Origin of the sequence: Amycolatopsis sp. FU40 (assembly GCF_021903635.1) — a bacterium.
GTDB lineage: Bacteria > Actinomycetota > Actinomycetes > Mycobacteriales > Pseudonocardiaceae > Amycolatopsis > Amycolatopsis dendrobii.
This window is the reverse complement of record NZ_CP091381.1, coordinates 1,126,293-1,138,827: the sequence shown is the minus strand read 5'-3', so window position 1 is coordinate 1,138,827 and position 12,535 is coordinate 1,126,293. Positions and strand designations below refer to the sequence as shown.

At 71.4% G+C, this 12,535-nt stretch carries 14 protein-coding genes; 9 read left to right on the top strand and 5 right to left on the bottom strand.

What is annotated here, in order from left to right:
* Nucleotides 1-80 precede the first annotated feature (80 nt).
* Genes mftA through mftD form a run of 7 tightly spaced genes read left to right on the top strand, consistent with a single transcriptional unit; the run spans nt 81 to nt 5,724 of the window.
* Nucleotides 81-185: a mycofactocin precursor MftA gene (mftA, locus tag L3Q65_RS06540; protein ID WP_037819541.1), complete on the top strand. Its 105-nt coding sequence runs from the start codon at nt 81-83 to the stop codon at nt 183-185.
* A complete protein-coding gene (gene mftB / locus L3Q65_RS06535) occupies nt 175-468 on the top strand; it encodes a mycofactocin biosynthesis chaperone MftB (protein WP_043833371.1) in 294 nt (97 codons plus the stop codon). The genes mftA and mftB overlap by 11 nt, the downstream gene beginning before the upstream one ends.
* The gene (gene mftC, locus L3Q65_RS06530) at nt 468-1,655 is read left to right on the top strand and encodes a mycofactocin radical SAM maturase (RefSeq protein WP_182891871.1); all 1,188 of its coding nucleotides are present in this window, start codon (nt 468-470) and stop codon (nt 1,653-1,655) included. The genes mftB and mftC overlap by 1 nt, the downstream gene beginning before the upstream one ends.
* A gap of 1 nt (nt 1,656) precedes the next feature.
* Nucleotides 1,657-2,346 (top strand): mycofactocin biosynthesis peptidyl-dipeptidase MftE, encoded by a 690-nt coding sequence (gene mftE / locus L3Q65_RS06525; RefSeq protein ID WP_182891872.1) that lies wholly within the window; start codon nt 1,657-1,659, stop codon nt 2,344-2,346.
* Nucleotides 2,343-3,131 (top strand): mycofactocin-coupled SDR family oxidoreductase, encoded by a 789-nt coding sequence (locus tag L3Q65_RS06520; RefSeq protein WP_182891873.1) that lies wholly within the window; start codon nt 2,343-2,345, stop codon nt 3,129-3,131. The genes mftE and L3Q65_RS06520 overlap by 4 nt, the downstream gene beginning before the upstream one ends.
* Nucleotides 3,128-4,555 carry a mycofactocin biosynthesis glycosyltransferase MftF gene (gene mftF, locus L3Q65_RS06515; protein ID WP_182891874.1) on the top strand — a complete coding sequence of 476 codons (1,428 nt, stop codon included), beginning with the start codon at nt 3,128-3,130 and terminating at the stop codon, nt 4,553-4,555. The genes L3Q65_RS06520 and mftF overlap by 4 nt, the downstream gene beginning before the upstream one ends.
* Entirely contained in the window at nt 4,552-5,724 is a 1,173-nt protein-coding gene (mftD, locus tag L3Q65_RS06510) for a pre-mycofactocin synthase MftD (RefSeq protein WP_182891875.1), read from the top strand. Before mftF ends, mftD begins: the two co-directional genes overlap by 4 nt.
* Before the next feature lie 56 nt (nt 5,725-5,780).
* On the opposite strand, the gene L3Q65_RS06505 is transcribed toward mftD, so the two are convergent.
* Both L3Q65_RS06505 and L3Q65_RS06500 read right to left on the bottom strand, forming a co-directional pair.
* Nucleotides 5,781-7,235, bottom strand: coding sequence for an aldehyde dehydrogenase family protein (locus tag L3Q65_RS06505; protein ID WP_237599049.1), 1,455 nt, complete (start codon nt 7,233-7,235; stop codon nt 5,781-5,783).
* A gap of 40 nt (nt 7,236-7,275) precedes the next feature.
* Nucleotides 7,276-8,394 (bottom strand): NDMA-dependent alcohol dehydrogenase, encoded by a 1,119-nt coding sequence (locus L3Q65_RS06500; protein ID WP_237599048.1) that lies wholly within the window; start codon nt 8,392-8,394, stop codon nt 7,276-7,278.
* A 76-nt stretch (nt 8,395-8,470) separates the two neighbouring features.
* On the opposite strand from L3Q65_RS06500, the gene L3Q65_RS06495 reads away from it, so the two are divergent.
* On the top strand, nt 8,471-9,259 hold the full coding sequence (locus L3Q65_RS06495) for an N-acyl homoserine lactonase family protein (protein WP_182891878.1): 789 nt from the start codon (nt 8,471-8,473) through the stop codon (nt 9,257-9,259).
* Here the strand turns inward: L3Q65_RS06495 and L3Q65_RS06490 are convergent.
* The 3 genes from L3Q65_RS06490 to L3Q65_RS06480 form a co-directional block, all read right to left on the bottom strand.
* Nucleotides 9,256-10,008, bottom strand: coding sequence for an alpha/beta fold hydrolase (locus L3Q65_RS06490; protein ID WP_237599046.1), 753 nt, complete (start codon nt 10,006-10,008; stop codon nt 9,256-9,258). The genes L3Q65_RS06495 and L3Q65_RS06490 overlap by 4 nt on opposite strands.
* 71 nt (nt 10,009-10,079) lie before the next feature.
* Nucleotides 10,080-10,664 carry a nuclear transport factor 2 family protein gene (locus L3Q65_RS06485; RefSeq protein WP_182891879.1) on the bottom strand — a complete coding sequence of 195 codons (585 nt, stop codon included), beginning with the start codon at nt 10,662-10,664 and terminating at the stop codon, nt 10,080-10,082.
* A gap of 64 nt (nt 10,665-10,728) precedes the next feature.
* Complete coding sequence (locus L3Q65_RS06480) at nt 10,729-11,421, bottom strand: YafY family protein (protein WP_237599045.1); 693 nt, start codon at nt 11,419-11,421, stop codon at nt 10,729-10,731.
* Between the two features lie 269 nt (nt 11,422-11,690).
* On the opposite strand from L3Q65_RS06480, the gene L3Q65_RS06475 reads away from it, so the two are divergent.
* Nucleotides 11,691-12,518 (top strand): MerR family transcriptional regulator, encoded by an 828-nt coding sequence (locus L3Q65_RS06475; RefSeq protein WP_237599043.1) that lies wholly within the window; start codon nt 11,691-11,693, stop codon nt 12,516-12,518.
* Nucleotides 12,519-12,535 lie beyond the last annotated feature (17 nt).

The following is a 12,535-nucleotide window of genomic DNA, read 5'->3' as shown; positions in this document are numbered from 1 at the left end:
TGGCACGGGGTGACAGTATTGTCGCCCTCACATTCGACACCAAGTGTCAAATATCGCCGCCACGAGACAAGGGAGTCACGATGAGCGAGACGACAACCGCCGCCGAGACGAAGGCCGAAGAGGTCGTAGCCGACGAATTGCTCGTCGAGGAGGTCTCCATCGACGGAATGTGCGGTGTCTACTGATCGCAGCGCCGCGGCGTTCGATCTGGACGGTGCTTGGGAACTGGACAGCCGGGTCTCCATCCGACCGGAGCGGTTCGGCGCGCTGCTGTACCACTTCGGCACCCGCCGGCTGTCCTTTCTCAAGAGCCGCACCATGCTCGCCGCGGTGCAGGCGCTGACCGACCACCCCTCCGCCCGCGCCGCGTGCGCGCAGGCCGGGGTCGCGCAGGCGGAACTGCCCCGCTACCGCGCCGCCCTGGCCGCCCTCGCGGCGTCGGACATGATCCATCCGAGGAGCGTGTGATGCCGCTTGTCGACGAATTCCAGTTCGGGCTCGACGCGCCGATCTGCCTCACCTGGGAACTCACCTACGCCTGCAACCTCTCCTGCGTGCACTGCCTTTCCTCGTCCGGCCGCCGCGATCCGCGCGAGCTGAGCACCGCCGAGTGCAAGGCGCTGATCGACGAGTTCGAGCGCATGCAGGTGTTCTACGTGAACATCGGCGGCGGCGAACCGACCGTCCGGCCCGATTTCTGGGAGCTGGTCGACTACGCGACCGAGCACCACGTCGGCGTCAAGTTCTCGACCAACGGCATCAAGATCACCGAGGACGTCGCGCACCGGCTCGCCGGCAGCGATTACGTCGACGTCCAGATCTCCCTCGACGGCGCCACCGAGGAGGTCAACGACCACGTCCGCGGCCCCGGCTCCTACCGCACCGCGATCCGGGCGATGGAGAACCTCGCCGCCGCCGGGTTCGGGAACTTCAAGATTTCTGTCGTGGTGACCCGGCAGAACGCGGGGCAGCTCGACGACTTCAAAGCCATCGCCGACCGCTACGGCGCCCAGCTGCGGCTCACCCGGCTCCGCCCGTCCGGCCGCGGCGCGGACGTCTGGGACGAGTTGCACCCCACCGCCGCCCAGCAGCGGGAGCTGTACGAGTGGCTGGTCAAGCACGGCGAAAACGTGCTCACCGGCGATTCGTTCTTCCACCTCGCGGGCTACGGCGACGGCGGCCTGCCCGGGCTCAACCTGTGCGGCGCGGGCCGGGTGGTGTGCCTGATCGACCCGGTCGGCGACGTCTACGCGTGCCCGTTCGCCATCCACGACACCTTCCTCGCCGGAAACACCCGCGGCGAAGGCGGATTCACCCGCGTGTGGCGCGAATCCGAGCTGTTCGCCGAATTGCGCAGCCCGCAGAGCGGCGGGGCCTGCACGTCGTGTTCGGCCTTCGACGCCTGCCGCGGCGGATGCATGGCGGCGAAGTTCTTCACCGGGCTGCCGCTCGACGGCCCGGACCCGGAATGCGTGCGCGGCCACGGCGAACGCGCGCTGGCCGGGGTCGCCGCGGGCAGCGTGCCGAAACCGTCGCTGGACCACTCGCACCGCACCCGCAAGCGCGAACCGGTGCCGGTGACCATCGGCATGCGCCGCCCGCCGGACCGGGCCTGCGACGAAAACCCGCTCGCGGGCTTCACCCCGGGCCGCTGAAATGCGCCTGGCCGATCTGTCGTCGCCGGACGTCGCCGAATACGCGGCGTCCGGCGCGATCCTCGCCGTGCCGCTCGGAGCCACCGAGCAGCACGGCCCGCATCTGCCGTTGAGCACGGACACCGACATCGCGACGGCGTTGTGCGAAAGGCTCGCCGCGCAGCGGCCGGACGTGCTGGTCGCGCCAGCGATGCCGTACGGATCGAGCGGCGAACACGCGGGCTTCGCCGGGACGCTGTCGATCGGCCAGGCGGCCACGGAACTCCTCCTCGTGGAACTGGGCCGGTCGGCCTGCGAAACGTTCCGGCGGCTGCTGTTCGTGTCCGCGCACGGAGGAAACGCCGCCTCGGTGACCCGCGCGGTCGCGACTTTGCGGGCCGAATCACGAGACGTCTCGGTGTTCGAGCCGCGCTGGCAAGGAGATCCCCACGCCGGACGGCCGGAAACCGCTCTCCAGCTGGCTCTTCGACCGGACGCGGTGCAGGCGGAGAAGGCGGTGCCGGGCGATGACCGTCCGCTGAGCGAGTTGCTTCCGGTTCTGCGCAAGGGCGGCGTGCGCGCGGTGACCGACACCGGGATCCTCGGCGATCCCACCGGCGCGACAGCAGCCGAAGGCCGGGATCTCCTCGACGACCTCACGACACAGTTGCGAAAGCACGTGCGCGACTGGACTTCCGTGGTGGCGCCATGAGAGCCGCCCTCGTGACCGGCGCGGCGCGCGGCATCGGCGCAGCCACCGCTGTCAAATTGGCCGAACAAGGCTGGGCCGTGCTCGCGGTGGACCTCGCCGAAAACGACCCCGCACTCCCCTACCCCATGGGAACCGGCGAGGAACTGTCCACAGTGGTCGCAACGATCCGGGAAGCCGGCGGCACTGCTGAGGAATTCCGCGCAGACGTCCGCGACCGTACCCGGCTGGCCGCCGCGATAACGACAGCGGAACAACACTGGGGCGGCCTCGACGCGGCCATCGCGGCAGCGGGGGTCATCGCGGGCGGTGCACCGCTGTGGGAAATGCCGCCAGAGCAGGAAGACGCTGTCCTCGACGTCAATCTCCGCGGCGTCCTCAACCTCGCCCACGTCGCGATTCCCGCGCTGCTGCGCCGTCCGAAACCCCGCTGCGGACGGTTCCTGGCCGTCGCGTCCGCCGCCGCCACGCGCGGGTTGCCGATGCTCGCCGCGTACTGCGCCGCGAAAGCCGGAGTGGCCGGGTTGATTCGCGCGCTGGGCACGGAATTGGGCGACTCCGGCGTCACCGCGAACGCGGTCAGCCCCGGCTCGACCGACACGCCGATCCTCGCCGAGAGCGCCCGCCTGTACGACCTTCCTTCAGCACAAAGCTTTGCCACACAACAACCTGTGCAGCGGCTGCTCGATCCCGCCGAGGTCGCCGCCGTCCTGGCGTTCCTCGCCAGTCCGGAAAGCAGTGCGACAACCGGTGCGGTCATCCCGGTGGACGGAGGGCTGGCGCTGTGACCGCCCCGCTGCCCGCCGGATTCCGCCTCGCCATGGACCCCAGCGTCAAACAACTCTCCGGCGGACTCCTCTTCGGCGGCTCCCCCGCCCGCGTACTGCGCCTCACGAGAGCCGGGCGAACGGCGTGGGAACGCCTGGCGGACAACCCGGTCGAGACCTCAGCAGAAGGGGTCCTCGCCCGGCTGCTCACCGACGCCGGATTCGCACACCCGTTGCCACCAGCCGAATCCGCCGACGCGACCGTCGTCATCCCAGTCCGCGACCGCGCCGAACTCCTCGGCCGCTGCCTCGCCGGACTCGACGGCCGATACCCCGCGCTGGTCGTCGACGACGGATCCGCCGACCCCGCCGCCATCGCCGCCGTGGCGTCCGCGCACGGCGCGAAACTCGTCCGCCGCGACGTCAACGGCGGCCCAGGCGCAGCCCGGAACACCGCGCTGGAGCACGTTTCCACCGGCCTGATCGCCTTCCTGGACAGCGATTGCGTCCCGTCCCCGGACTGGATCGACCGGCTGGCCGGGCATTTCGCCGACCCGCTCGTCGCCGCCGTCGCACCGCGCGTACGCCCCCTCGCCCCCGGCACCTGGGCGGGCCGCTACACCTGCGCCGCCAGCAGCCTCGACCTCGGCACCGCCCCCGCGCGCGTCGCGCCCGGCACGCGACTGTCCTATGTGCCCACTGCCGCGCTCCTGGTCCGCCGGACCGCACTGGAATCCGTCGCGCGCGACGGTGCCGTCTTCGACCCGGCAATGCGCGTCGGCGAGGACGTCGACCTCGGCTGGCGGCTCCACGACGCCGGTTTCCGGATCCGCTACGACCCGTCCGCGCACGTCGACCACCACGAACCGACCACCTGGCGAGCGTTGCTCAGCCGCCGCGCCAGCTACGGCACTTCCGCCGCACCGCTGGCACTCCGCCGCCCGGCGGCGATGGCTCCGCTCGTCCTGCACCCCTGGCCGACGCTGACCGTCGCCGCTCTCCTGGCCCGCCGTCCGCTTCCGGCCGCCGCCGCGTTCGCGGGCGCAGTGCTGACCATGACCCGCGTACTGCGCCAAAGCGACGTGCCGACCCACGGCGTCGCGCAGACGATGGCCACCGCCGTCGGCCAAACCTGGCTCGGATTCGGCCGCTACAGCACCCAATTCGCCGCTCCGCTGCTCGCCGCGCTCCTGCTGCCCGGCGGGCGGAAACGCCGGGGACGACGGGCCGCGATCGCGTCCCTGCTCGCCGGGCCGCCGCTGACCGCCTGGCTGCGGCACCGCCCCGCCCTCGACCCTTTCCGCTACACCACCGGCGCGATCGCCGACGACCTCGCGTACGGCGCCGGGGTGTGGGCGGGCTGTCTCAACCACCGGACCGCGGTCCCGCTGCGGCCGCGCGTCACTTGGCGCCCTCTGCGCGTCGACCCGAAGGGAAAACGATGAGCACCACCTGGTTCGAATCCGTCGCCGAAGCACAGCGGCGGGCGAAGAAACGCCTGCCCGCGTCCGTCTACTCGGCACTGATCGCCGGTTCGGAAAAAGGCCTGACGCTGCAGGACAATCTCGCCGCGTACGACGAACTGCGCTTCGCCCCGCGCACCGCCGGGCTGCCCGGCGAACGCGATCTGAGCACGAACGTCCTCGGCCGCGACGTCGCGCTGCCGGTGCTGATCTCGCCGACCGGCGTCCAGGCCGTGCATCCCGACGGCGAGGTCGCGGTGGCTCGCGCGGCCGCGGCGCGCGGCACGTCGATGGGGCTGTCGTCGTTCGCGAGCAAGCCCGTCGAGGAAGTGGTGGCCGCCAACCCGAACACGTATTTCCAGGTCTACTGGACCGGCAGCCGCGACGACATCCTGCGTCGGCTCGACCGGGCCAGGTCGGCGGGCGCGGTCGGGATCATCCTCACGCTCGACTGGTCGTTCTCGCACAGCCGCGACTGGGGCAGCCCGCACATCCCGGAAAAGATGACGCTGCGCGAGCTGATCCGCTTCGCGCCCGAGGGCATGATGCATCCGCGCTGGCTGCTGACTTACGCCCGCACCAAGAAGCTGCCCGACCTCAGCGTCCCGAACATGGCCGAGCCCGGCACGCCGATTCCCACGTTCTTCGGCGCGTACGGCCAGTGGATGCAGACCGCGCCGCCGACCTGGGAAGACGTCAGCTGGCTGCGTAAGCAGTGGGACGGGCCGTTCCTGCTCAAGGGCGTGTACCGCGTAGACGAGGCCCGCCGCGCCGTCGACGCCGGGGTCAGCGCGATCTCGGTGTCCAACCACGGCGGCAACAACCTCGACGGCACTCCCGCCACGATCCGCGCGCTGCCCGCGGTCGCGGAGGCAGTCGGCAGCGAGGTGGAAGTGTTGCTGGACGGCGGAATCCGGCGCGGCAGCGATGTCGTGAAGGCGCTCGCGCTCGGCGCCCGAGCGGTTCTGATCGGGCGTGCGTACCTGTGGGGCCTCGCCGCGGGCGGGCAGGCCGGGGTGGAGAACGTGCTGGACGTCCTGCGCAACGGCATCGACTCGACGCTGCTCGCGTTGGGCCACCGCAGCGTGCACGACCTGAGCCGCGACGACCTGATCGTTCCCGAAGGATTCGAACGCCGGATCGGGGCTTGATCAGCTGTCCGCGAGGGGAACCCCGACGGAATCGGAGTTCCCCTCACGGACCTTGGTCACAGCGGCCACTGCACGTGCTTCACCTCGAAGAACTCCCGGAATCCTTCTTCCCCGCCTTCCCGGCCGATCCCGCTGTGCCCCGGGCCGCCCCACGGCGCGTCGGTCCGGCGGCCGCCTCCGCCGTTGATCGTGACCGTGCCGGACCGGATCCGCCGCGCCACGGCCAGCGCGTCCGGGACCGGGCCCCAGACGTTGGCGTTGAGCGCGTACCTGCTGTCGTTCGCGATCCGGATCGCCTCGTCGACTTCGCGGTACGGCAGCACGATCCCCACCGGCGCGAACAGTTCCTCCTGCGCGATCTCGGCCGTGTTCGGCGCACCGGTGATCAGCGTCGGCGCGAAGAAGAACCCCTCGTCGAGACCGGCCGGACGCCCGCCGCCGGTGACGACCGTCGCGCCCTCGTCCACCGCTCGCGCGACGTAGCCGGACACGTTCCGGTGGTGCTCGCCGGTGATCAGCGGGCCCACCGCGGTCTTCGGCGAGAAGGGATCGCCGACCGCGAGGCTGCCGAGGAATTCGGCGGAGCGCTCGACGAATTCGTCGAAATCCTTCTCCGGCACCAAAGTCCGCGTCGTCGCCCCGCACGCCTGTCCCGCGTTCCGGCAGAACCGCAGGGCCGAAGGTGCGACGACGGAGGCGATGTCGGCGCCCGGAAGCACGAGGTTGGGCGATTTCCCGCCGAGTTCGAGCACCACCTTCTTGAGCCCTGGCGCGGCCAGGGCCATGACTTTGCCGCCGACCGCGGGCGATCCGGTGAAGCTCACCAGGTCGACCTCGCCGGCCTGCGCGACCTGTTCGGTCACCGCGGGCGGGCCGAACACGAGATTGACCGCGCCGGGCGGGAATCCGGCCTCCTCGGCCAGTTCCACCAGCGCCGTGTTGCACAGGATCGCCTTCGGCGAGGGCACCAGCACCGTGGTGCAGCCCGCCGCGAGAGCCGGGCCGAGCTTCCACGCGCACAGCATGAGCGGCCCGTTGTACGCGGTGATCGCCGCGACGACCCCGACGGGCTCGCGCAGCAGGGTGCTCGCGGAGGTCAGCGGATCGTGGTGCAGCGGAAGAGGTTCTTCCCAGCCGTCGCGCGGGCCGCGCCGGGCGGCCTCGGCGAACCAGCGGAAGTACGCGATCGGCCCGTCGACGTGCAGTTCGGCATTGCCGACCGGCGAGCCGATCTCGTGCGCGGCCAGGTCGAGCAGCCGGTCCCGGTCGCGTTCCAGCAGGTCCGCGAGCCGGTACAGCAGGGCGCTGCGTTCGCGAGGCCCCAGCCTGCTCCACTCGCCGTCGTCGAACGCGTGGCGTGCCGCGGCGACGGCGGCCGCGACCTGGTCCGGGCCCGCGGACGGCGTGACCGCCAGTTCGCGGCCGGTCGACGGGCTCACCGAGCGGATCTCCGGCCCCTCGCCGGTCAGCCATTTCCCGCCGACGTGCAGGGCGGCGTGCGGGTTCGTCATGAAATCCTCCGGATGCCGGGTCGGCCGGGTTCCGCGCGGCTCACCGGTACCGCACGATGCCGCGGATGTTCTTGCCCTCGTACAGGTCGTCGTAGCCTTGCGCGATGTCCTCGAGCGAATAGGCGCGAGTGACCATCTCGTCGAGTTTGAGCCGGCCGTCGCGGTAGAGCTGGAGCAGGTTCAGCACGTCCCAGTTCCCGTTCGTGGCCCCGAAACAGGTGCCCTGCACGCGCTTCTGGGAAAGCGTCAGCTCGAACAGGTCGAGCGGCACCTCGCTCACTTCGTGCTTGCCGACCGCGGTCGTCACGACGGTGCCCGCCTTGCGCACCGAAGACAGCGCCTGCCGCAGGTACTCCGGCCGCATCACGCCGACCGTCACGATCGTCGCGGCCGCGCCTTGGCCGTTGGTGAACTGCTTCGCCAGCTCCGTTGCTTCCTCGATCGACGCGACCGCGTGCGTCGCGCCGAACACCGCGGCCTGCTCCCGCTTGAACGGCACCGGATCCACCGCGATCACCTGCGATGCACCCGCGTGCACCGCACCCTGCACAGCGCTCACGCCGATTCCGCCGATGCCCATCACGATCACCGTGTCGCCCGGCTCGATCCCCGCCGAGTGCACCGCGGAACCCCAGCCGGTGCTGACCCCGCAGCCGACCAGGCACGCCTTGTCCAGCGGAATATCCTTGCCGATCTTCACCACCGAGGCGAGCGAAACCGTCGTGGTTTCGACGAAGGTCGAGATGCCGCACATCTGGCCGACCGGCGTGCCGTCGGGAGTGTGCAGCCGGTAGGTGCCGTCGGTGAACCGCGGACCGGCGAGGATGCCCGCGGCCAGGTCGCACAGGCTGGCGTGCCCGGTGGCGCACCAGCGGCAGTGCCCGCACGAGGGGATCGCGGAGAAAATGACGTGGTCGCCCTCCTCGATGCCCTTGCTGTTCGGGCGGACCTTGGTCACCACGCCCGCGCCCTCGTGCCCGAGCGCGAACGGATAGCCGCCGACCGGGATGTCGCCGGTCACGTGGTGGTCGTCGGAATGGCACAGGCCGGACGCGACGAGCTCGACCTGGACCTCGTCCTCGTACGGATCGCCGACCTCGAGATCGACCACCTCGAGCCGCCCGGGCGCCTGCCGGACGACTGCTCCCCGCGTGCGCATGCGTCGAACTCCTTCGTTCGATAGATTAAACTTAATATATAAAACAGCACTGTAACGGAGAGAGCGAGGAAGCGGAATGACCGGAATCCGCAGGGCGTGGGCGCTCGACGCGCCGACGATGACCGCCGACGAGAGTTTCGTGCTCACCGGAGGCGGCGACGCCCCGGTCGTCATGCCGCTGCCCGCGTTCCTCGTCGAGCACGACCTCGGCCTGATGCTCTTCGACGCCGGCCTCGCGCCCGAGGCGGCGGGCGACCCGGGTGCGGTCTACGGCCCGCTGGCCGAGGCGTTCCAGGCGGTGTTCCCCGAGGAGTTCCGGCTGGACCGGCAGATCGGGGAACTGGGCTTCCGCACCGAAGACGTCCGGCACGTGGTGCTTTCCCACGCCCACTTCGACCACACCGGCGGACTGTCGCACTTCCCGCACGCACAAGGCTTCGCCGGCGCCGGCGAACTGCGGTACGCCCAGCAGCCCGCGGCGCACCTGGCGGGGTTCTTCCGCGATCAGGATCTCGAAGCCGCCGCGAAAATCAGCTGGAACGAACTGCCCGCGGGCTACGACCACGACCTGTTCGGCGACGGCAGCGTCACTCTCCTCTCGCTGCCCGGCCACACCCCCGGGTCGCTCGGGCTGCAGCTGCGCCAGGACGGCCGGACCCTCGTGCTCAGCGGCGACGCCGCGCACGTGCGGCGCAACATCAGCCAGACCACCGGAATCCCGGTGGACGTGGATTCGGTGCGGGCGCTCGATTCGCTGCGCAAGCTGAAGCTGCTGGCCGCCCGGCCGGACGTGACGGTGTGGGTGAACCACGACCCGGAAGACTGGCGGACGCACCGCGCCGGCGGGAAGCAGATCCTCGGCTAGCGTCTTCCGGCAAGGAAAAACCGCACGGCCGCGGCAGTGAATTCCGGCGCGGCCGAGGCACCGTAATGATCGCCGGGCACCGGGGCGAACTCCGCGTTCAGCAGCCGCGCGAGCGGTTCGGCGTCGGCGTGCCCGGTGTCCTCGCTGCCGACCGCGACGAGCGCCGGGATCGTCAGCGCGGTGAGCTGCTCCGTCGGCACGACCGAATTCAGGACGTGCATCAACGCGCGCGGATCAGCGCCGAGGCGGCGGATCCAGTGCGCGGTCCCGGCGTCGGACGGTTCCACTGCCCGGCCTTCGATCAACGCCGTGAGCACCCGGTGCAGCGGCCCGCCCGCACCGCCCCGCTGCATCGCGGCGAGCCCTTGTCCGCCAAGGAGAATCCGGGCAGGCCGCGCACCGCGCACGACCATGCGGAGCGCGACTCGCGCGCCGAGCGAGTACCCGCCCAGCGCGTACCCGGTCAGGCCGAGTCGCTCGACGAGCGCGAGCCCGTCGTCGACGAGCACATCCGGCGGGCAGCGGGCCGGATCGTCCGGCTGCGGACTCGCGCCGTGCCCGCGGAAATCCGGCAGCAGCACGCGAAACCCGCGTTCGGCGAGCTGCTCGGCCAGCCCGCTGCGCAGCCACGCTTCCCCGGACGAGGTGAACCCGTGCAGCAGTACGACCGGTGTGCCCTCGCCCAGTTCGCGGTAGGCCGGTTCGAGTCCGTCGCGAGCGCGGAACCGGTGGACGGGCGGTGCGATCATGGGGTCCTTCCTGCCGGCCGGACCCCATGATCGCACGCGCGGAACCGGATCTCACCGGTTTTCCGGAACCGTCACGGAAGCGGCCGCGTCCCCGGCACCACCCACTCCCGGTCGATCCGGCCGTCGATCGCGACCATGACCGCGATCCCTCCGCGCGAGCCGTCCGACCAGGTCCCGGCCATGGTCTGGCGCCCCGGGTCGAGCACCAGCTCGCCGTGCCACGGGTGCGCGTCCTTGGCCAGCACCCGCAGCTCCTCGCGGTCCAAGCCGCCTTCGCCCGGGCCGTCGGGCAGCGCCGACCGGCCGTCCGGCGACGGGATCGTCCAGTTCCGCGAGACTTTTCCGCCGGTCAGCACGAACAGGTCGGCACCGGTGATGACCACGCCGTCGCGCCGGGTGACGTCCCAGGTGAAGGCGAGCCGGTCGGTTCCGTCGACGACGAAAGTGCGCGGGACGAACACGTTTCCGACGTCGCGCTGGTACTTCGCGATGAACGCCTCGGCGTCCGCCGGGCCGACCAGCGGGTCGAGGCCGGGTTTGGTGCCGGACCACTGGCGGCCGTCGGCAGTGAGCAGCCGGTGCGCGAGCGAGGCGTCCTCGTTCCACATGCGACACCAGAGGGCGGGGATTTCTTCGGGAGTCAGGTCGTTTGCCATGCGAGAACCATCGCGGCCCTCGGCGACACCGTCCTGTCGGTGTTTTCCCGCCGCGTGGCGCAGGTCACTCCCCGAGCGGACGGGCGGAGATCCGCGCGAGTTCGGCGTCGAGGTCGACCTCGCGGCGCTCGACACGGTCGCCGGTGAGCGCGAGGGCGCGGATCCGGTCCAGCAGAAAGCCGCGGACCGCGTCGCGCAGGCGGCACCAGCCGAGCACGTACCAGCCCGCCGGACCCCACAACAGGCCCAGCGGCTCGACATCGCGTTCCGTCTCCTGGCCTTTGGCGTCCACATACGACAGCCGGAGGACGCGCCGCGCGGCGAGAGCGGTCAGGATCAGTCCGCTGCGGACAGCGGGCGGTTCGGGCTGGCCGACCCGGTGCAGCCGCGCGGCGAGGTGCTGTTCGGCGTCGCGGACGTCGGACGGCAGCCGCGCGAGCACCTTGCGCGCCGCCGACTCCGCCGCACCCGCGAAGGGCGAACCGGCGGCCGAACGCAACGCGACGGTGATCGCGATGGCTTCCTCCGGCGTGAGCGTGAGCGGCGGCAGGGTCCGTTCGCGGTCGAGGCCGTAGCCGCCGGTCCGGCCGGTTTCGGTCCAGATCGGCACGCCTGCCTCGCGCAACGCGCCGAGGTCGCGCTCGACCGTGCGCACGCTGACCTCGAACCGGGACGCGAGCCACGCCGCGGTCCGGGTGCGCGGCGCGACCGCCCGGAGCTCCTCGACAAGGGCGTACAGCCGGTCCGTGCGATTCACCCGGCCAGCCTACGGACCTGCGAATCCTCACCCGATCGGGTGGCTTTGCGGGCGACCGCCGTCACGATGGCGGCCCTCCGCTGTTCCGTTCGCGGGAGCCGCGACCGGCGCCGGTCCGTCCTGTGGAGGGCGGCGGACCGGCGAGGTCCCCTCGTTCGTCGGGGGACGAGGGGGCCGCCGGGGCGGGTCGGCGCAGGGGGCCGGCCCGTTCCCGGTCCGGCGGGGACGCTTGACTCTCACACCGTGTCAGAGCGTGTGCTGGAGAGGCCATGTTCACCATCGGAGAATTCGCCCGCCACGGCCGGGTTTCGGTCCGCATGCTGCGCCACTACGACGCGCTCGGCCTGCTCCGCCCCGCCGAGGTCGACCCGTGCACCGGCTACCGGCGCTACACCGCCGGGCAGCTGGCCGCGCTGAACCGGATCGTCGCGCTGAAGGATCTCGGCTTCGGGCTCAGCGAGGTCGCCGCGCTGCTGGACGAGCAGATCACGCCCGAGCAAGTCCGCGGCATGCTGACGCTGCGCCGGGCGGAACTGGCCGAACGGGTCGCCGCCGACCGGCTCCGGCTGGCCGAGGTCGAGGCGAGACTCCGCACGCTGGAAAGCGAGCACGCCATGCCGGACACCGAAATCATCGTCAAGGATCTCCCCGCGACCCCTGTCGTGCGGCTCACCGCGACCGTCGAGAGCTTCTCCCCCGACGCGATCAGCCCGGTCCTGCGCCCGCTGTGCGCGGAACTCGGCCAACGGCTCGAAGGCTCCGACGCCACCCCGGCCGGACCGCTCGTCTGTTACTACGAAAAGCCCGCCGGCGAAGACGATCCGGTCGTCGTGCACGCCGCGCTCCCGGTGTCCGGCACCGTCACCGCGCCGAACGGCCTCGAGGTCGCCGAACTGCCCGCCGCCCGCGCCGCGACGCTCGTGCACCGCGGCCCGGCGAGCGGAATCCTCGCCGGCTACCAGGAACTCGCCCGGTGGACCGACGAGCACGGTTTCCGCGCGGACGGCTTCCCCTGCGAGGTCTACCTGCACACTTCCGGCGACGAGAGCGAATGGGTCGTCGAACTGCGCGAGCCCTTCGTCGAGCAGCCGCGCTGACCGGCCAAGACCCGACC

Coding starts and splice junctions, on each gene's coding strand:
- mftD (WP_182891875.1), top strand. CDS start 4,552: ATGAGCACCACCTGGTTCGAATCCGTCGCCGAAGCACAGCGGCGGGCG.
- L3Q65_RS06495 (WP_182891878.1), top strand. CDS start 8,471: ATGACCGGAATCCGCAGGGCGTGGGCGCTCGACGCGCCGACGATGACC.
- L3Q65_RS06500 (WP_237599048.1), bottom strand. CDS start 8,394: ATGCGCACGCGGGGAGCAGTCGTCCGGCAGGCGCCCGGGCGGCTCGAG.
- L3Q65_RS06490 (WP_237599046.1), bottom strand. CDS start 10,008: ATGATCGCACCGCCCGTCCACCGGTTCCGCGCTCGCGACGGACTCGAA.
- mftC (WP_182891871.1), top strand. CDS start 468: ATGCCGCTTGTCGACGAATTCCAGTTCGGGCTCGACGCGCCGATCTGC.
- L3Q65_RS06475 (WP_237599043.1), top strand. CDS start 11,691: ATGTTCACCATCGGAGAATTCGCCCGCCACGGCCGGGTTTCGGTCCGC.
- L3Q65_RS06505 (WP_237599049.1), bottom strand. CDS start 7,235: ATGACGAACCCGCACGCCGCCCTGCACGTCGGCGGGAAATGGCTGACC.
- L3Q65_RS06485 (WP_182891879.1), bottom strand. CDS start 10,664: ATGGCAAACGACCTGACTCCCGAAGAAATCCCCGCCCTCTGGTGTCGC.
- L3Q65_RS06520 (WP_182891873.1), top strand. CDS start 2,343: ATGAGAGCCGCCCTCGTGACCGGCGCGGCGCGCGGCATCGGCGCAGCC.
- mftE (WP_182891872.1), top strand. CDS start 1,657: ATGCGCCTGGCCGATCTGTCGTCGCCGGACGTCGCCGAATACGCGGCG.
- mftA (WP_037819541.1), top strand. CDS start 81: ATGAGCGAGACGACAACCGCCGCCGAGACGAAGGCCGAAGAGGTCGTA.